Raw genomic sequence first — 19120 nt, 5'->3', positions numbered from 1 at the left:
AACCTCCGCGTCGATACCCGCACGTCATTGCGAAACTGGAAGTGCGCATTGTCGGTCGCGGAAATCGTGAGCGGTAGTTAATCCTTGTTAACACGACTCACGCTACGCGTCCGGTCATCTTCTCCAAACGACCTGATCGGGTGCGGTTTTCAAACGTTTATAAGCGTCGCGATTTTCGCCTTATCTGTTGTTCTGTTTTTGACCAGGTTCTCTTGCAAGCAACGGCGCCGCGCAGTCGACTACGACAACGAACGCAAGCGCCACCGCGCCAATTACAAAGAGTAGACGATGGTTGCCACCGCTGCTATTGAACAATGCCGAATACGTGTAGCCCGCGAGCGCCTGAAATGCTGCGAAGGTTGTCGTGGCGCGACTCCATGTTTTGTGCTGCCCGGCGTGATCGTGCGGCACGACTTCATGTACACGCGCAAGCATCATCGGCACGATGCCCGGCGGAAAGCTGCCGATCACGAGCGTCAGCACGCCAATCACGATCTGATTGCTGGACATCGCGAACGCCGCGACCACGACGATCTGCAACAGCGTGACCGCGCGGATCGCAAAGCGCCCGCCCAAGCGATCCGCCACGAGTCCATACACGGGCGCGCCAAAAATCGCACCGACGCCATATAGGATCCAATATGCCGCACCGACATGCGCGCCCGCGCCAAGTCCGCGCGCAATGAAATCAACGAGGAAAACCATCGTGGGAACGAGGCCGACCGCCATCAACGCGTACTCGGCATAAAGCACGCGGACCGTCGACGGATTGTGCGTCTTCGCAGACGGAAGCGCGTGCGAAGGCGCGTGCGCTTTGGTCGCCGACGGCCACCCGTACCACGTTGCCAGCGTCAAAACGGCGGAGAGGATCGCGATCCCGATCCACGTGTTACGCAAGCCGAGGTTGAGCAGCAGCGGGACGATCGTCCCCGATGCCGCAATACCGACGCCAAGGCCGAGGAAGATCGCACCGCTTGCGAGCCCCTTCCGGTCCGCGGGCACATGCGGGAGCACCGTCGCAGCGACCAGCACCATGATGGCTCCGCCCGCCACGCCCGACAGCAGCCGCCAGCAGAAAAACCACGCGACGGAAACCGGAAACGCGCACGCAAGGAAAGTCGCCGTGACCAGCACCATCATGGCCCGCAACGTATGCGTGTTGGTCAGACGATGCGCAACGGGACGGCCGAGCAGTGCACCGAGCAGATAACCCGCAAGATTCGCCGCGCCCAGATACACCACGTCCGAGGCCGCGAACCAGTGCGCCTGAATCAGCGGCGGAATCAGCGGCGTATAGGCGAAGCGCGCCAGCCCTATGCCGACGAGGCTCGCACAGAAGCCCGCGAAGATGTGCCGCCATATGGCGGTTCGGGCGATTCGACCGCTGGCGGGTGTTGAAAGTGATGCATCGGTGGACATGAGTATGGATTCCGCTAAAGGCCGCGCGTTGCGTGGCAGTTCTGTCATGTTCGGGTCATTTTCCCGCCATATTTGACACTACTGTCAATTGTGCGCATTCTAGACATACATGACAAAGATCGCAAGAATCCATTCCGTGGTGAGGGAAATTGCAAGCTGGGCAAGTTGCGCGCGGCGTTGCATGACATCAAAAAAGCGGTTACTCTCGCAACTACGACTCGTTTAGTCGTAGTTAACCGACTTGTTCGACATGACCGTGCCGCTTGCTGCGCGGCGCCATCGCAAACCATTCATCCTTCGGAGAGTTAAAGTGAATTTCGTTCAGACCGCTCTTGCGTCTACGGCGGCAGCCTGTATCGCACTGACGGCGCCTCATGCGACGCACGCGCATGACGTCGATGGTCCTCGCGAGCACATCAGCCCGGCGTTCCAGACGCCCCTTGCTAATGTGCCGGGCAAGACCATGACGGCCATCGTCGTCGACTACAAACCGGGCGGCGTGTCGCCGCCGCATCGTCACGGTCAGGCGTTCGTGGTGGGCTACGTGCTGCAGGGCGAGATCCGAAGCAAGGTCGACGATGGCGAAGCGCGCGTGTATCACGCAGGTGAGAGTTGGACAGAAGCACCCGGTGTGCATCACATGGTCAGCGAGAACGCAAGCAAGACCAGCCCCGCGAAACTGCTTGCCATCTTTGTCGCCGACGACAACGATAAAGATCTCGTCACATGGGACAAGAAGTAATGGCAATACATCTTTAAGGCTGCATCCCGCCGTGGCTAGAACTGATGCGGGCTTTGCCGGGCCTTAAGGAGTTCAGACATCTGAAGCGGAAAGTCTTTCGTTGCACTTTCCGGTTAACAACGCTTAACTTGCTGTATGGCCGCCTGAACGTCCAATATAGAGTCACCGCGCATTGATGTCGGGACTCAGATTCGCGTATCGCTGCGCGCCATGCAGGCAAGTCACTGATCTGCCTTGCGAGCCACACCGTACAACACTGTTGACGTCAGCAGCAGCACCTCGGCCGCGAAGGAGCGTGCCGCCAGCCAAACTCTGTGACGGAGGTGAATGATGACTCGTCCGGTTGAAGAAGATATCGTTAGACGCGCATTGGTAGGCGTCCTGATGCCTACACCCGTTGAATCCAGCAGGAAAGCACAATACGGTCCAAAAAAGAAATTCCGCATGACCAAGCGGCCACCGCCTGAAGCGCTCGAGCCCGTTGCTGTCGAGCCGCCGCCGGCGCATATCTCCATTCTTGAACAACTTTCATCGAAGACACTTAGCGTGTGCTGGAGCGATCCGCGCTCAGGCCATTATGCCGATCAGGTGTGGCGGATCGGTCTCGCGCGCATGGACTCGTTCTGCGTGCTAACGGGTATGCCGATCCGGCGCGGCGACCCCGTGTTCCGCCCAAGAGCTTGCGAAAGCTATTTCCCCGCGAATCGGGACAGGATGATTCTGGCGTCTGCCGTGCCGTCGTGTCCAAGCGGGATCGTGCTCGAATAGTCTCGCGTGCACGTGCTCGCGTGCGCGCCATAAAACCTGAACAAACCTTAAGCGTCACGGGCTGTCATGCCCCGACGCTTCCACATATTGGTGCTGCGCGCTTTTGATCGGCGCTAGCAGGCCGTGCATGGCAACATTCGTTGCAGGCGCAGCACCGGGTCCCCTCGTCGACGCATGACCCCGTCTTGCGTGCCTTTGTCATACGCGTGACTTTTGCAAGGGTTACGCGAGAAGCGCCCGCGTGCCAACGCGACGGCTCGACGGGCACACGGGTGAAACCTGCGTCGCAACCGCATTCGTCCCGCGCAACAGTGAATCCCGTTTTTCTCTCCTATTAGCCTGCCGCACTGCGCAACATCCTCGCGATGCCTTGCTGCGTATGGCCTGCGCCGATTTTCTGCGAGCACGCGAAGCACGCGTGCACCTGCCCAAGCTCACGCCCTTCTGTTGCTCACTGTCAGCAAACTCGCTATCCTCACAACTACGACAACATTGATCGCAGTTACTGGAGAGCAGGATGAAGATTTTTCACGTCGATTCGAGCGCCAAGCGCGAACGGTCCAATTCCCGCGCACTGTCGCGCCAGTTCATCGAGAACCTGCGCGCCGAGGGCGTGGATGTCGAGGTCGACTATCTGGATGTCACGGTGGATACGCCGCCGCACGTCACCGAGGCCTTCGCCATCGCGACCTACAAGCAGGAGCACGAGCGCACAGCCGACATGCGCGCAACGCTCGCCGCATCCGACGCACTCTGCAAGCGCCTGCTCGAAGCCGACGCCTTCGTCTTTGCAATGCCCATGTACAACTGGTCGATGCCCTCGGCATTCAAGGCGTTCATCGACAGCGCCACGCGTCCCGGCATTACCTACAAGGCGGACGCGGACGGGAACATCGTCGGCCAGTTGAACCGTCAGAAGGTGTTGTTCATCACGACGCGCGGCGCAGATTTGCGCCCTGGCAACCCATTTTCGTCGATGGATGCGCTGACGCCGGCGCTCAAAGCCGCATTTGCTTTCATCGGCGCCAACGATCAGCGTTTCGTCGACGCACAGCCACTGCAATTCTCGGATCACGAAGCGCGCAGCGACGCGCTCAAACGCGCACATGCCGAACTGGCGGACGTCGCAGCCGACTGGGCCGCATGGGAGCGCGTGCGCGTCGGCAGCGAGTTGCAAGAAACGGTGTAATCGTCAGCACAAAGCGGCAAAAACGAAAAGGCCGCAGCGTTCAAGGCTGCGGCCTTCGTCACGTAGACGGCGTATCGCTCAGGAGCGCGCGCCGGGCGTTGAACCACCGCGCGAACTGCCGCGCTCGCGCCGCCTGCTCGTCGTACGGCCGTCCAGCCACTTCACGACTTGCGGCCCATAGCTGCGCGGCGCCTTTGCCGTCGTGCGGACGGCCAGATCCTCCAGCGATTGCGACGCCAACGCCTCGCGCATGCGCTTTTCGGCGTTCTGCATCACGGCGTGAATCGAGCACACGCCGCTCGTCGCCCAGTTCGGCGCGGTCTCGCCGAACACCGCGCAGCGCGTGCGCACTTCACGGCACTCGAACAAGGACTTGTCGCCATCGATCGCCGTCACCACGTCGAGCACCGAAATCTGGTTTGCCGGACGCGCAAGCGCAAAACCGCCCTTCGCCCCTTCCGTTGCAATGACCAGCCCGGCCTTATGCAACTTCGTAAATAGTTTCGCCACGTAGTCGGCGGGCACGCCTTGCAGCTCCGCCAGATCGCGCACGCTCGCTTCGGGCACGCCGCCGGGCGCCGCTTCCGTCAGGAAAAGCAGGCAGTGCAACCCATATTCGACGCCTGCGCTGATGTGAGACATAGCCACTCCGACAAATTTAATCGGAGTTAGGCTACCGGCTTTTGCAAGCCGGTGCAACCCGGTGTCGGGCAAGCGGCATTAAAGTCTGAACAATCGAAGCGCGTCGCTAAAGCGGACGCAGACTGTCGAGCGAATGCAGTTCGAGCGTATCGTCGACGGACAACTCGCGGGCGATGAAGTCGATGAGCGTGCCCACGCGGCGGCTCGGCACCGCGCCCGCATAGACGGCGAACAGATCGACGCGCTCGCCGATAAACGCGTCCAGCGCCGTTTCGAGTCTGCCCGACATCAGCTCATGATAGATATCCCAGCGGTTCTTCAGGATCACGCCATAGCCATTCACGGCCCATTCGCGCAGCACGCCGCCGTCGCTCGCCACGCGATTGCCGGACACTCTCACGGCAATCTGTTTGCCGTCGACGACGAACGGCCAGTTCGAAAACGGCGCATCGGGCCGCGAGAGAATCAGGCAGTTATGCGAGGACAATTGCGCGGGATGCATCGGCTTGCCATGCGTCGCCCAATACGAAGGCGCGGCGCACACCACACGCGGCCCCGTTAGCAGCAGGCGCGCTTTGAGGCGCGAATCGATTAGGGGGCCGTTGCGCAGCGCGAGATCCAGATGTTGATCGACGAGATCGACATGGCCATCCGTCAGCAGCAGCGACACCTGCACTTGCGGATGCTCACTCATGAACTTGTCGAGCAATGGCACGACGCGCGTGCGGCCGAAGTCGTTGCTGGCGGTCAGCCGGATCGGCCCGTTCAATGGGCCGTCTTCGCGCAGGCTCAGAATCGCGGCATCCCAATCCGCAAGTACGCGGCGCGCGTCGTCGAGAAAGCGCTGACCTTCATGAGTAAAGGCGAGGCGGCGCGTCGTGCGCATGATGAGGCGCGCGCCCACTTCCTCTTCCAGCTTTTGCAGCGCGAGTGTGACTGTCGATGTCGACACCGTGCTCTTTCGCGCGGCCGCGGAGAAGCTCCCGGCTTCGGCGATTTCGACAAACAGCCTTAACGCGTCAAGCCGGTCCATCTTCGTGTCCGTTCGAAAGTCGTAGCAGTATGGAGTTATTTCGATTCGGTGACCCCGCCGCCATATACGATCGGATATGCACGCATAAAACAGCGGCGCGCCGTCGCACGGCACGAATCGACTCCTGAGTATCGAATACTTTGATCGGTCTCTAAAGACAAACTAGCGCCTAAATCGGTCCATAACGCTATTGCGTCGCTATTCGTGCTATAGCGCCAATGCGGCCGGTTCTGCCTGCATCAGGTTCTGCGTGCAGCGCGCATCATGCCAACGTAGAGCACCGCGCCTGCCACCGCACCGATCAGCCAGCCAAAGTTGTTTTCAGGCAGGACGTGCAGTAGTTGTGTGCACAATTCCCAGCCAATGGAAATGCAGCCCGACAGCGCGAGCGCCGCGACGCCGATCTTGTTCCAGCCGCCGTCGTAGTAGAAGCGGCCCGTCGATGACATCGTGTACAGCTCGGCCGTTTGCACCTGCTGTTTCTTGATCAGATAGAAGTCCGCCATCATCACGCCATAGAGCGGGGCAAGCACGGCGCCGAACACGCTGACGAAAATCGTAATCGCCTTCGGACTGTCGACGAATATCCACGGGCACACGAGTACCGCGAGTATCGATGCGATCAGGCCGCCGCGCTTGAAATCGACGTGTTTGGGGAAAAGATTCGCGATATCGTAAGCGGGCGAAACAAAATTGGCGACGATATTGATGCCCATTGTCGCCACGATAAACGTGACGCTGCCAATCACCACGGCCACCTTGTTCTGGATATGCGCGACGATCGCTACCGGGTCCATGATCATCGAGCCGAACACGGTCGCGCTACCCGAGGTCACGATCACCGTGATGATCGCGAACACGATGAAATTGACGGGCAGCCCCAAGAAGTTGCCCACCTTCATTTGATGTTCGCTTTTCGCAAAGCGCGAGAAATCGCCGAAATTCAACAGCAGCGCGGCGAAATAGCTGACGACGAGCAGCACGGCATTGCCCATGCCCGCGAGCTGCTCCGCGCCTGTTAGCGTTTTGCCGCCAAGCGTCAGATTCAAACTGCCAAGCCCGGCCTGCGAGAGTATCCACGCCATCAACACGAACATCACCACATAGACGGCCGGCCCGCAAAAGTCGATGAACTTGCGGATCGTCTCCATGCCGCGTTGAAAAATCACCAACTGGAAGAACCACATGAACAGGAAGCTCACCCAACCTAAACCATCCAGGCGCAGAAAGCTGAAGCCTTGCAATGCAGTCGACGCAGGAACGAACAAAACCAGCAGCGTCGCCACCGCTTTCGAAGCGAAGTAGGTTTGCACGCCATACCAGACAATGCCGACCACGCCGCGAATCACGGCGGCGAGGTTCGCGCCCATCACGCCCATGCTCACGCGCGCCATGACGGGGAACGGAATGCCGTGCATATAGCTCGGCTTGCCCACCCAGTTCATCAGCACGTAGACGACGAGAATGCCGACCGTCAGCGCGATCAGTACCTGCCAGCCGGAAATACCGAGCAGAAACAGGCTCGCCGCGAATGTATAGCCGCCGACGCTATGCACGTCGGACATCCACATCGCGAAGATGCTATAGCCCGTCCACGTGCGCCGGGTGTGCGGCACGGGCGCGAGATCGTGATTGTGCAAGCGCGAGTCGGCCTGTTCGCCGGAATCGCCAAGACCGTGCGGCGCGTCGAAAAGCGGTGACGAGGACATGGCTCCCCCAGCTGGTTGCAGCATGGCCGTCTTCCGAAGACCGCCATGATCTGACGATGCGACGTGGTGCGCAGGCACGGTCTACGACAAGCCCGATAGGAATCGCGATCCGCGATGAAGGGTCTTGTTTCTGCAATATAGATTGTTTTATTAATAAAAGCGTCTGTCGATGCTTTCAAAAAAGCGCGGAGGGATGAATGCTTCCGTGACCGATGAACGCGTCGCACGGCGTGGGTTTCGCCGCTGACCGCCCCCGCCGGCGTCGTCTTGCGAATGACGCGGCGCCTGTTGGAGGAGGGTAATCCGCCTGTCGTTGCGGGCAAGGAAGCATGGGAAGAATATACCGGCCGGCACGCTGGATAGGCTTCCTGTTTACGGGGGACGATCCGCTGAACACGGAAGACTATTCCGTTAAAATAAAAATCATCCGAATATTCTTCCACGCTCAATCATGCAAGCCCGCAACCGCCCGCTGGACAATCAGGACCGCGCAATCATGCGCGCGCTGCAGAAGAACGCGCGACTGTCGAATGCGGAACTCGCCGAGGTGGTCGGCATGTCGACGACTGCGTGCTGGAACCGCACGCGTCAGCTGGAAGCGGACGGCTATATCCGCGGCTACGTCGCGTTGCTGGACCAGCAAAAGCTCGGCTTCGCTGATGTCGTGCTGATCGAAGTCACGCTCGACCGGCACGACGACGACGCGCTGGCCCGCTTCGGCGACGAGTTGGCCACACTGCCCGAAGTGCTCGAAGCGTATCTCGTGTCGGGCGAGTACGACTATCTGATCAAGGTTGCCGTCGACGGCACCGCCGGCTACGAGCGATTCCTGCGCGAAAAGCTCTACAAGATCTCGGGCATTCGCCACAGCCGCTCGATGTTCGCGCTGCGCTGCATGAAGAACATTCCGTCGGTGCAGGTCTGAGCGCGCAACCTCTCAAGGCCCGAACTGCCCGAAGTACGTTTCGCGCTCCACCATCACGAGCGCCGCACGCTTGTGCGGAAAATCGAACTCCTTCAGCGTGAACGCGCCCAGCCGGTGCATCCATGCAATGTGGCGCGTGTGATCGATGCGTGGCTCGCCGACTATGCGTTGCGTGCGCGGATCGTCGAGAAACATGTAATGCAGGATGCCGTTGAACCATGCGCGCAGCTTGCCCGCGCTCTGATAATCGCTGTTGCCGACGAGCAAATGCAGGCCGCGATCGAAATCGCCCGCGTCATAGAACGGCGCGACGCGATCCTCCTTCGCCCAATAGACCTCGAAGTAGGCGAACGGCTCGTCGTCGAAGCACCCGATCAGCGGATGCACATGCGGGTCCGCGCACTGCTCGGCCAGGTACGCCGCATGCTGCTCGCGCGTGCCTTTGAAGTCCCAGAAGTGCGCAACGCGATCCTGATTCTGCCAATGGTGAAAGGTGTCCGTGTCACGCTCGACGTCGACCGTGCGCAGTGTGAACGTCATGCCGACCGTCGGCATGAAGCGTCGATACACGGTGCCCTTCGGTTTCGGCGCGCGCACGGGATGACGCCGGTTGTGATGAATCGTGTAGCGCATCGGCATGCCTGCCGAAGAAGGTGCCGTGAGCCACAGCGACGGCTGCTGCCAGAAGCTCGCGCGCGACGTCGTGAGCCGCAGCATCGAGCCTTCGTGCTCCGCCGTATCCGCGATGCCTTCGCGGATCGCGCGTGTGACGAACGCATGCGCCGCGTCGTCGTCGTGCTCGAACGGCAAGGTCAGCGACACCTGCTGTCGCTTCGCATCGCGGCAAAAAATCTCCGCGAGCGCGGGCAGTAGCTGCACGGGTGCCGCATCGCGCGGCCACGCCGACAATGCAAAGCCGTCCGGCGTTGGAACGAGTTCCTCAAAGGCCACGCGAGCGTTCATGCTTGTCTTCCTTTCCTCAAATGATCGAATGGCGGTGCTTACCAGTCGTAACGCGCCGTCGCCAGTACCGTGCGCTGGTTGCCGTAGAAGCACGCAAAGGCGCTCTGGCAACCGGTCACATAGCGGCGGTTGAAAATATTCGTCGCGTTCACTGCAAAGCGCCACTTGCTGATGTCGTAATGCACGGCGGCGTCGTAGACGGTATAGCCCGGCACATGCAGCGAGTTGTCCGCCGCGCCCGCGCTATAGCTCGCGTAACGCAAACCCGCGCCGAAACCGAGACCCGTCAGCGGTCCCGTGTGCCATGTCCAATCGGCCCACAGCGAAGCTGTCTGATGCGGCAACGGAATCGCGACGGGCCACTTGTTCAGCGAATCGTCGTTGGCCTTGATGTTTTTCACATCCTGATACGCGTACGAAGCGATGATGCTCAGATCGCGCGTGATGTTGCCGACCGCGCTGAACTCGATGCCGCGCGACCGCACCTCACCCGTCTGCACGCTGAACGTCCCTGTCGGATCGGTTGGGTCGGGTGTCGTGACGTTGGTCTGGTTGATCTGATAGATGGCCGCATTCAACATCAGGTTCTTGTTGAACGGCTGCCAGCGCAAACCGAGTTCGATCTGCTTGCCTTTCGTCGGCTGGAAAGGCGTGCCGTCCGCGTTCACGCCAATCACGGGATTGAACGACGTCGCGTAGCTGATATACGGCGACAAACCGTAATCGCCCAGATACACGGCGCCCACGCGATACGTGAACGCGTGATCGTTCTGCCGCTGTTCGGTGTCCGCGACCGTGTTCGTCGTCGTGTTGCGGCTCCAGTCCTGGCGGCCGCCAATCGTGAAGACGACGCGCGGCGTCAGCTTGATCTGGTCCTGCGCGTAGACGCCAAAGCTGTCGAGCTTCGTTTTCGTATCGCTATAGCCGAACGAATTCGGCCCGCTGAAGATATCCGACGTCACGGGAACGTAGACGGGATTGAACATGTTCAGGCTCGGCGCCAGCGCGAGCTGTTCGCTATCCGTCGACAACTGCCGGTTGTATTCGAAGCCGAGCAGCACCGTATGTCCGATCGAGCCGGTGTGGAATTGCGCCTGCGCCTGATTGTCGATGTCGAAGCGCGAATAGTTCGGCTGGAACAGTCCCGCGTAGCGCGTCAGCGACGCTTGCGTCGGATCGGATGAATCGAGGCCGCCGCCGTACACCGTCGAGTTGTTCAACGACAGATGCATGTAGCGGGTGTTCTGGCGGAACGTCCAGGTCGGATTCAAGCGGTGCTCGAACTGATAGCCGACCGACCACTGCCGCTTGTCGTAACGCGCAAAGTTGCCGTCGCCCGTATAGAGATCGTTCGAGATCACGCCATTCGGGTTTGGCAAAATCGTGCCGGACGCGGGCAGGAAGTTATCCGACACGTCGGTGTTATCGCGCAGATAGGTCGCGTACAGCGTCAACGAGGTATCGGCCGTGGGCTGCCATTTGATCGACGGCGCGAACATCAGACGCTGGTCCGGGTTCGGTCCCGTCGGCATGTTGCCGTCGCGCCCCACGCCGACGAAGCGGTACGTCAGCGTCCCGTCCTTGTCGATCTTGCCGCCGAGGTCGATGCCGATCTGCTTGCGCGCATCCGTGCCGATCTGCAATTCGATTTCGCGGATACGCTCGGCGGTCGGCTGCTTGGTCTGAATGTCGACGAGCGAGCCGGGGTCGCCTTGTCCGTAAAGTACCGACGTCGGGCCGCGCAGCACCGTGATGCTCTCCACCTGATACGGATCGACGCGCCAGCTCGCCAGGTTCAGCGTATTGGGCACCTGCAGGCCGTCGACGAACACACTCGGCGTGAAGCCGCGAATCGCCGTGTACCAGTCCGAGCGCGTGCTCGCGCCGTACGATGAAAAACCCGGCACATAACGCAGCGCCTGGTTAATCGAGGTCGCGCCCTGCTCTTCGAGCTGCGCCGCCGTCACGATGTTCACCGTCTGCGGCACTTCGTCGAGCGGCGTATCCGTCTTCGTCGCCGTCGCGGTGCGATGCGCGACGAAGCCTTCCGTATCGCCCGCCGCCGTGCCTTGCACCTTCACGGCGGGCAACGTCGCTGTCTTGTCTGGCGCGCTGTTCTGGTTGTCCGGCGCCTGTTGCGCCTGCGCGTAACCTGTTGCCGTGGCGAGAAAAGTCATGCTGGCTGCCGCAGCAATGGCACGCCGCTGCGTGCCTGTGACCCACTCCATCTGATACCTCGGAATATCGATGACGGCGCGTCGCGCCGCTAGTTGTTATCAAAGAGCGAAAGCCACGCGGCCGCCGCTCACCCCGGTTTGCGCCCCTGTGCGCGTTTGAACTTCGAAACTGTTTTCGGTGTTGCCTGCTTCGAGCGAAGCCGCGATTTCGTCCGCGCGGCGCGCGAGGATCGACAGCAGCGTGTCGCTCAGACCGTGGCTGTCTTCGCAGCAGCCTTGCAAATAGATGCGCGGCTGGAAATGCGCGGGCGTCGCGAGCATGTAGTCGCGCGCGACTTCGCATTGCTCGACGGGCTTGCCCAATGCGTCGGCGAGCGGGTCGAGCAGCGCGTGATGCGCATCGCGCCGATAGCCCGTTGCGAGCACCACGGCGTCAAAACGTTCGGCACGTGCATCGCCGCCCATCCCGTCGCGCAGACGCATGTCGATTTCATTGCCTTGCTCGCCTTGCACTTCACGCACCGATTCGATTGCGCAGTTGTTCAGCAGACGATGACGCGCCGTGCCGCTCACGTTTTGCACATACAGCAATTCATAGATCTGCTCGATCAGCGGACGGTCCACCACCGAGTAGTTGGTGTCGCGGAACGTATCGAGCAGCGAGCGGCGCGCGTCCTTCGGCTGCGAATAGATGAGATCGGTAAACGACGGGTTGAAGATTTCATTGACGAACGGGCTGTCGTCGGCGGGCTTCAGTGCGGGCGCGCGCATCACGAGCGTCGCGTCGACATGCGGGAAGCGGCGCGTCAGATCGATGAACACTTCAGCTGCGCTCTGGCCGCCGCCGACGACAGCCACGCGACGCCGCGCCGTGCCGCCCATGCCATCGCCCATCACAGCGCCGATCGTCGTCAGATAGTTCGACGAGTGGATCACGGCGGCATCGCGCAAGGCCGCGAACGCGGCCGGAATCTGCGGCACGCCGCCCATGCCCACCGACAACGCGCGCGTCAGCCGCTGCCGCTCCTTGCCTTGCGCATCGCGCGAGTGCACACGCAAGTGCGTGACAGTGCGCGGATCGCTCTCGTCCGTGACGGGCTCGATCTGCGTGACCGATTCGCCGTAGTGCACCTGATCGTCGAATGCGCTCGCGACCCAGCGCAGATAGTCATGAAACTCGATCCGCGTCGGATAGAAGCTCTTCAGGTTGACGAAATCCTGCAGACGTCCACGCTCGAACAGATAGTTGATGAACGTGAAGCGGCTCTTCGGATCGCGCATCGTGACGAGATCCTTGAGGAAGGAAATCTGCATGCGGCTGTCGTCGAGCAGCATGCCGCGATGCCAGCCGAACTCCGGCTGCCGTTCGATGAAGCAGTGTGCGCCCGGCGCGCCGCCGTTCTCCGCGAGGCGCACGGCCAGCGCGAGATTCGACGGCCCGAAGCCGATGCCGATCAGATCGTGAATGTATTCTCGTTGACTCATGAAATGTCTCCCTTCTACCAGTGGCGACGAACGTTATGCGTGTGACGGGAAGCGCAGCGGCGCATCACAGATGACGGCCATCGAAGAATGCTTCCCGAACCACGCGCATCAGCAACGCGCGTTTGTGCGGAAAATCGAAATGCGCGATTCTCGAAAAACCATGCTGCTTCAGGTAATCGATCATGCGAGCGTTGTCGTGACGCGGCTCGCACACGACCGCCTGCGTGCGCGGATCGTCGAGAAAGAGGTAATGCACGAGCGACGGCAGCCATGCCGCCACACAGGCCGCGCCACGCCAGCGCGTATCGCCCACCAGCATGTGCAGACCGCGGTCGAAATCCGTCGATGCCGCGAACGGCGCAATGCGGTCCTCCTTGGCCCAATACGCTTCGAAGTAACCGAACGGCTCGCCGTCGAACGCGCCGATCAACGGATGCACATGGGGCGTCGACAGCACGCGTTCGAGGTACGCGCGATGCGCGTCGAGCGTGCCCGCCTCGCCCCAGAACGCATTGACGCGCGGCTCGTTCATCCACGCATGCAGCTGTTCGAGGTGCTGCGCGACGCAAGCCGTCTGCAGCGTGAAGCGATGCCCGAACTCCGGCACATCGCGCGCGTACACGACGCCGTCCGCATAAGGTGCGCGCCGCGGATGCCGGGCGCCGTCCGTCATCGCATAAGACAGCGCCGCGTGCGGTGTCGAGGCATCGCGCGAGAGCCACAAATCGGGCTGTTGCGCCCACGCGTCGCGCATGCATAGGTTCTGCGCCGTCAGCACGCCGCTGTGACGCAGCGAGTCGAACGCATCGCGATGCAGCTTGTCGATATCGAGCGCGATCGACTTGCTGTCACCCGCGACTCCAAACGCCGCGCCGAATGCCGCCAGTACCGCGCGGCGTTGCCCGAGCGGCGAAATCCCCTTGCACCATTCGACGATGCGCAGGCCCTTTTCGCGGGTCCAACGCGCGTGCAGAACGATGCCTTCGGCGCGGCCGTCTTCGGCCACCGTGACCGCGTCGCCTTTCAGATACGCCGCCAGCGACGGCTGTTTGAACGTGTTCATGTCACTCCGTATGAAATCAGCGTGCATCGCGCACCTCGGTAGCGGTTTCGCGTGCGTCCTGTGCGACGTTCGCGTCGAGTCGCAGCGACAGCGCGTGAGCCACGCGCGTTAGCGTCTGATGGACGAACACGTCGTCGATCGCGATCGCGTAGCCCGCCGCACCCGCCGCATCGACGAAGCGCACGACGTCGAATGACGTTGCGCCTGCTTCGAACAGGTTGTCGTCGTGACCGGGCGCGTCGCCGTCGAAGGTATTGGCCCAGATGCGTGCGAGCGCATGCGTGAGCCGTTCGGCACGCGGCGAAGGATCGACGCGCGCGTGATGCGCTGGTGTCGGCGCAGGAATCGACATCTCGCCCGGAATGACAATCGCTTCTTCCGGCGCGTCAATAAAGCGCGTGACGACGGCCAGATAATCGGCACACAAACGCGCGACGAACTCGCCATCCACCAGTTCGCGTCCATACGAGAACGCACCCGTCACACGGCCATCCGGATGCTCGACGATATCGAGTTCGAGATCGAACACCACGCGATGACGCACGTCGTTGAACTCATCCACTTCGACGCCGCGCCACTGATGCGCACCGCCTGGCGCGGGCCGCAGATAGTTGAACATCACCTGGAAGAGCGGATTGCCGTTCGCGGTGCGCGACGCACGCATACTGTCGACGACCTGCGCAAACGGTACGGCGACGTGCGCGTACGCGCCCAGCGCCGCTTCGCGCACGGCGGCAATCACTTCGCGCGGCGATCCCGCTTCGCGCATCGCCGTGCGCACCACGACAGCGTTGATGAAGAGACCGATCGCGTCGTCGGTGCCGGCATCGCGTGTCGATGCGAGAACGCCGACCGCCTGATCGAGCGCGCCCGTCTGACGTGCGAGCGCGACGTTCAGCACCGCGTGCAACAGCATCGGCAGCGTGGCGTGCGACGACATCGCCAGCGCCTTCGCGCGCTCGACCGTACGCGCGTCGAACGCGAACGCGATGCGTCCCGCGCTCCATTCAGGTGAAACGGGACGCTCGCCCGCAGGCTGCGGCAAACGCATCGACGGTACGTCGCGCAATGCGTCGCGCCAGTACTTCAGGTCGGCGTGCCTCGGCTTCGTGCGGGAGGCGAACACGGGTTTCATCGGCGACGCGCTGGACGGCTCGCCTGTCGCGGATGCCGCATAAGTACGCTGCACGTCGCCCAGCCACACGTCGATCGAATGACCATCGGCAACGATGTGATGGATCACGACCGACAGCACATGATCCTCATCGCCGAGGCGAATCAGGCGCGCGCGCCACAGCGGCGCCTTGGCGAGATCGAACGGCGCGAGTGCGTCTTCATCTGTTAGCCGCGTCGCCGCCGCTATACGTTCATCCGTCGAAGCAAGCGCTCGCAGATCGACGACGGGCAGCGTCACGCGACGATGCGCGTCGATCACCTGACGCGGTTCAGCCGCGCCCTTCGGCGATACCAGACGTGCGCGCAACGCAGGGTGCTTATGCGCTGCGCGATCGAACGCGCTTTCCAGCGCGGTCACATCCACAGCGCCATGCAGGCGCAGCGCGACGGGAATGTTGTATGCCGCGCTTTCCGGCTGCGCGCGCCACAGAAACCACAGCGCGCGTTGCGCATCGCTCAGCGCAAGGTCGGTTGCCTCTTTCCCTTCCGGCTCATGACGCACGCTCTCGCGCGTCCCGACACGCGGCGATTCGGCCACACGCTGTGCGTACGCGGCGAGCGTCGGCGCTTCGAACAGCGTGCGAACGGGCACGTCGTGCGCGAGCCGTTCGCTGACGCGCGTCGCCACGCTCACGGCCGCCAGCGAATGGCCGCCCAGTTCGAAGAAGTGATCGGCACGGCCCACGCGCTCGACGCGCAGCACTTCGCACCAGATCGCCGCGAGCGCCGTTTCGATGCCCGCTGCGGGCGCATCGAATACACGCTCGACGCGCACCGGCTCCGGCAACGCCGCGCGGTCGATCTTGCGGTTCGCGTTGCGCGGCAGCGCATCGAGCACGATGAGATGCGGCGGCACCATATAGTCGGGCAGCGCGCGGCGCAAATGCGCTGCGAGCACATCGCCATCGATCCGCGCATTGCGCTTGCGTGCCTCGTCGCTGAGCTCGACATAGGCCGCGAGCGCCGCATCCGCGCCAGCTCCGCGTACCACGGCCACCGCATCGCGCACATCGTCGTGCGCCATCAGGCGCGCTTCGATCTCGCCAAGCTCGATACGCAATCCGCGCACCTTCACTTGATGATCGATACGGCCGACAAACTCCAGCACGCCGTTGGTACGCCGCCGCACCAGATCGCCCGTTCGATACAGCCGCGCACCCGGCGGCCCGAACGGATCGGGCACGAAGCGCTCGGCCGTCAGCGCGGCGCGCGCGTGATAGCCACGTGCGACGCCCGTGCCGCCCAGATACAGTTCGCCCGTCACGCCTGTCGGCAACGGCCGCAGACTCGCATCGAGCACATGCGCGGTGCGCTCGCCGACGGGCGTGCCGATGGGCAGATACGCGGCATCGGCGATATCGCTCGCGTCTTCGTGCGCCTCGATCATCCATAGCAACGGCGTAATCACCGTCTCCGTCGGACCATAGCCGTTCACGACGCGTACATCAGGGAACGCCTGCCGCAGCGCGGCGAAGGCTTCGCGCGAGGTCGCCTCGCCACCGACCGTGAGCGAGCGCAACGAACGCGGCGCGCCATGCGCGCGCGCCCATTCGGCCATTTGCAGCGCGTAGCTCGGCGGGAATGCGGCAATCGTGATCCGCTCATTCGCGATCGTTTCGCAGGTTTGCGCGGGTGGCCACAATGCATCGTCGGTGATGCGGATGTCGACGCCCGCCGTCAGCGGTGCGAGCCAGCATTCATGCGCGCCGTCGAAGTTGATCGACATGAAGTGCAGCACGCGATCCTTCTCACGCATGCCGTAGCGCGCGGCAATCGCCGCGCAGTGCATTGCGATCGAAGCGTGATCGACCACGACGCCCTTTGGCTTGCCCGTCGAGCCCGACGTGTAGATCAGATACGCGGCCTGCGTCGGTGCAATGGCCGGTTCGTGCCAGGCGACTTCGTCTTGCACCGCTTCGTCTTCCGCGTCGATCAGCCATAGGCGCGTGCCGTGCCGCAGCGGAAGTTTCGGCACATGGCGCCGCTCGGTGACGACATGTCCGATCGACGCGTCGTCGACGATATGCGCAAGGCGCTCGCGCGGATGCGTCGGGTCGAGCGGCACGAACGCGCCACCCGACTTGAGAATAGCGAGCAGCCCGACGAACAGATCCGTCGAGCGCCCGACCGCGATGCCGACCCGCGTTTCCGCGCCGACACCCGCCGCCATCATCCGCGCTGCGAGCCGCGCGGCGCGCGCATCGAGTTGTGCGCGCGTGAGCGTCGTGCGCGCGTCCGTCACCGCGCTGACGTCGGGCTTGTTCTGCGCATGCTGCGCGAGCGTCGCATGGACGGGGACGAATGGCGCGTCCGCGCGTTCGTACGCATTCCACGCGTCCAGCTGCGCGCGCTCGCCGTGTGTCAGCCATTCGAGGTCGCCGACGGGCGCATGCGACGACGCCAGCGCGCTGTCGAGCAGCTGTGCGTACTCGCCCGCCATCCGCTGCACGGCGGGGGCGTCGAACAGATCGGTCGAGTAGACGAAGGCGGCATCGAGCGCGCCGTCTTCGCGCTCCTCGAAGCCGAGTGTCAGATCGAACTTCGCATACGGCGCGCCGAACGGAAGATCGGTCACGCGCACGTCGTCGAACGCGGGCAATGCGCGGCGCGCCGCGTACGACGCCATCACCTGGAACAGCGGATGATGACTCGCGCTGCGCGGCACGCCGAGTGCTTCGACGACCTGCTCGAACGGCACGTCCTGATTCGATTGACCATCGACGAGCGCGCGCTGCACGTTGTCGATCAACGCGTCGAACGGCTTGCGCATATCGACGCGCGCGGCCACCGCGAGCGTATTGACGAAGAAGCCGATCAGCCCCGCCGTTTCCGCGCGCTCACGATTCGCGGCAGGCACGCCGATCTGCACATGCGGCTCGCCGCTCGCCCGCGCGAGCAACGCATGCAAGGCCGCAAGCAGCACCGCGAAGGGCGTCGCGCGACGCGCTTGGGCGAGCGCGCGCACCCGTTGTGCCGTCGCGGCATCGACGGTGAAGTAATGTCGGCCACCGCGCGCGCTGCGTTGCATCGGGCGTGCGCGGCTGCCGGGCAATGCGATCACGCCCGCATCCGCTCGCACCTGCTCGCGCCAGAATTGCAGCTGACGCTCGGCCTCGCCCGCATCGAGCCAGCGGCGCTGCCACAGCGAAAAATCCGCGTATTGAACGGGCAGCGGTGCGAGCGCAACCGTTTCACCGTTGGCATAAGCGCGATAGAACGCGGCCAGTTCGTCGAGCAGCACGTCGATCGACCAGCCGTCGGAGACGATGTGGTGCATCGTCAGCACGAGCCAGTGGGTCGAGTCGTCGAGCGCGATCAGATGCACGCGCACGAGTGAGTCCTGCGCCAGATCGAACGGCTGATCTTCGTCCTTCGCCGCCACATCCGCGGCGATGCGTTCGCGCTCTTCCTTCGCCGCGCGCGACAGATCGGTGAAGCGCCACGGGCACCGCGCAGGCGCTTGCACGACCTGCTCGACGCCGCCATCCGCGGATTCGGCAAAGGTGGTGCGCAACGCTTCATGACGCGCGATCAGCGCATCGAATGCGTGCCGCAGCACCGCGCGATTCAATTCGCCGTCGAGCCTCAGCCGGCTCGTGACGTGATACGCCGCCGGCTCGTCGATCATGCGCGCGTGCAGCCACAGCCGCGTCTGCGCGAACGAGGCGGGCACGGCGGACGAACGGTCCGCGCGCGTGGGAATCGGCAATACGCGAAAGTCGATGCCCGCTTCACCGAGCTTCGTGATAAACAGCTTGCGCTGCGCATCCGGCAATTGCGCGAAACGCGCGGCGAGCGCCAGCAGGTCGGGTTTGGCTGTCATTCGATC

At 62.7% G+C, this 19120-nt stretch carries 13 protein-coding genes; 4 read left to right on the top strand and 9 right to left on the bottom strand.

Annotated elements, in window-relative coordinates; all coding sequences use genetic code 11:
• Window positions 1–180 precede the first annotated feature (180 nt).
• Entirely contained in the window at window positions 181–1419 is a 1239-nt protein-coding gene (locus C2L66_RS17305; RefSeq protein ID WP_054933045.1) for a YbfB/YjiJ family MFS transporter, read from the bottom strand.
• A gap of 310 nt (window positions 1420–1729) precedes the next feature.
• Here C2L66_RS17305 and C2L66_RS17300 point away from each other — a divergent pair, with 310 nt between their 5' ends.
• The 3 genes from C2L66_RS17300 (at window position 1730) to C2L66_RS17290 (ending at window position 4118) form a co-directional block, all read left to right on the top strand.
• Window positions 1730–2161, top strand: coding sequence for a cupin domain-containing protein (locus tag C2L66_RS17300; protein ID WP_060604296.1), 432 nt, complete (start codon window positions 1730–1732; stop codon window positions 2159–2161).
• Between the two features lie 444 nt (window positions 2162–2605).
• Window positions 2606–2929: a DUF3331 domain-containing protein gene (locus tag C2L66_RS17295; RefSeq protein ID WP_060604299.1), complete on the top strand. Its 324-nt coding sequence runs from the start codon at window positions 2606–2608 to the stop codon at window positions 2927–2929.
• 517 nt (window positions 2930–3446) lie between these two features.
• Window positions 3447–4118, top strand: a complete 672-nt coding sequence (locus C2L66_RS17290; protein ID WP_060604302.1) for an FMN-dependent NADH-azoreductase — start codon at window positions 3447–3449, stop codon at window positions 4116–4118.
• A gap of 78 nt (window positions 4119–4196) precedes the next feature.
• Here C2L66_RS17290 and C2L66_RS17285 read toward each other — a convergent pair whose 3' ends face one another.
• The 3 genes from C2L66_RS17285 to C2L66_RS17275 all read right to left on the bottom strand — a co-directional run bounded on the left by C2L66_RS17285 (window position 4197) and on the right by C2L66_RS17275 (window position 7502).
• On the bottom strand, window positions 4197–4760 hold the full coding sequence (locus C2L66_RS17285) for an RrF2 family transcriptional regulator (protein ID WP_060604306.1): 564 nt from the start codon (window positions 4758–4760) through the stop codon (window positions 4197–4199).
• A gap of 106 nt (window positions 4761–4866) precedes the next feature.
• Complete coding sequence (locus C2L66_RS17280) at window positions 4867–5793, bottom strand: LysR family transcriptional regulator (RefSeq protein ID WP_060604309.1); 927 nt, start codon at window positions 5791–5793, stop codon at window positions 4867–4869.
• Between the two features lie 239 nt (window positions 5794–6032).
• Window positions 6033–7502, bottom strand: a complete 1470-nt coding sequence (locus tag C2L66_RS17275; protein ID WP_060604314.1) for an NCS1 family nucleobase:cation symporter-1 — start codon at window positions 7500–7502, stop codon at window positions 6033–6035.
• Between the two features lie 451 nt (window positions 7503–7953).
• Here C2L66_RS17275 and C2L66_RS17270 point away from each other — a divergent pair, with 451 nt between their 5' ends.
• A complete protein-coding gene (locus tag C2L66_RS17270; protein ID WP_035999713.1) occupies window positions 7954–8427 on the top strand; it encodes an Lrp/AsnC family transcriptional regulator in 474 nt (157 codons plus the stop codon).
• Between the two features lie 12 nt (window positions 8428–8439).
• Here the strand turns inward: C2L66_RS17270 and C2L66_RS17265 are convergent, their stop codons facing one another.
• The 5 genes from C2L66_RS17265 to C2L66_RS17245 all read right to left on the bottom strand — a co-directional run bounded on the left by C2L66_RS17265 (window position 8440) and on the right by C2L66_RS17245 (window position 19114).
• Complete coding sequence (locus C2L66_RS17265; RefSeq protein WP_054933051.1) at window positions 8440–9390, bottom strand: GNAT family N-acetyltransferase; 951 nt, start codon at window positions 9388–9390, stop codon at window positions 8440–8442.
• A gap of 38 nt (window positions 9391–9428) precedes the next feature.
• On the bottom strand, window positions 9429–11618 hold the full coding sequence (locus C2L66_RS17260) for a TonB-dependent siderophore receptor (RefSeq protein WP_060604317.1): 2190 nt from the start codon (window positions 11616–11618) through the stop codon (window positions 9429–9431).
• Window positions 11619–11666: 48 nt separating this feature from the next.
• Window positions 11667–13052, bottom strand: coding sequence for a lysine N(6)-hydroxylase/L-ornithine N(5)-oxygenase family protein (locus tag C2L66_RS17255; protein ID WP_060604320.1), 1386 nt, complete (start codon window positions 13050–13052; stop codon window positions 11667–11669).
• Between the two features lie 64 nt (window positions 13053–13116).
• Window positions 13117–14115 carry a GNAT family N-acetyltransferase gene (locus tag C2L66_RS17250; protein WP_233444990.1) on the bottom strand — a complete coding sequence of 333 codons (999 nt, stop codon included), beginning with the start codon at window positions 14113–14115 and terminating at the stop codon, window positions 13117–13119.
• Between the two features lie 16 nt (window positions 14116–14131).
• Complete coding sequence (locus C2L66_RS17245; protein WP_060604326.1) at window positions 14132–19114, bottom strand: non-ribosomal peptide synthetase; 4983 nt, start codon at window positions 19112–19114, stop codon at window positions 14132–14134.
• Between the last annotated feature and the right edge of the window lie 6 nt (window positions 19115–19120).

The organism is Paraburkholderia caribensis, from assembly GCF_002902945.1.
In the GTDB taxonomy this organism is placed as follows: domain Bacteria; phylum Pseudomonadota; class Gammaproteobacteria; order Burkholderiales; family Burkholderiaceae; genus Paraburkholderia; species Paraburkholderia caribensis.
Note: the sequence above shows the minus strand (reverse complement) of the source record. Positions and strands in the feature narration are given on the sequence as shown.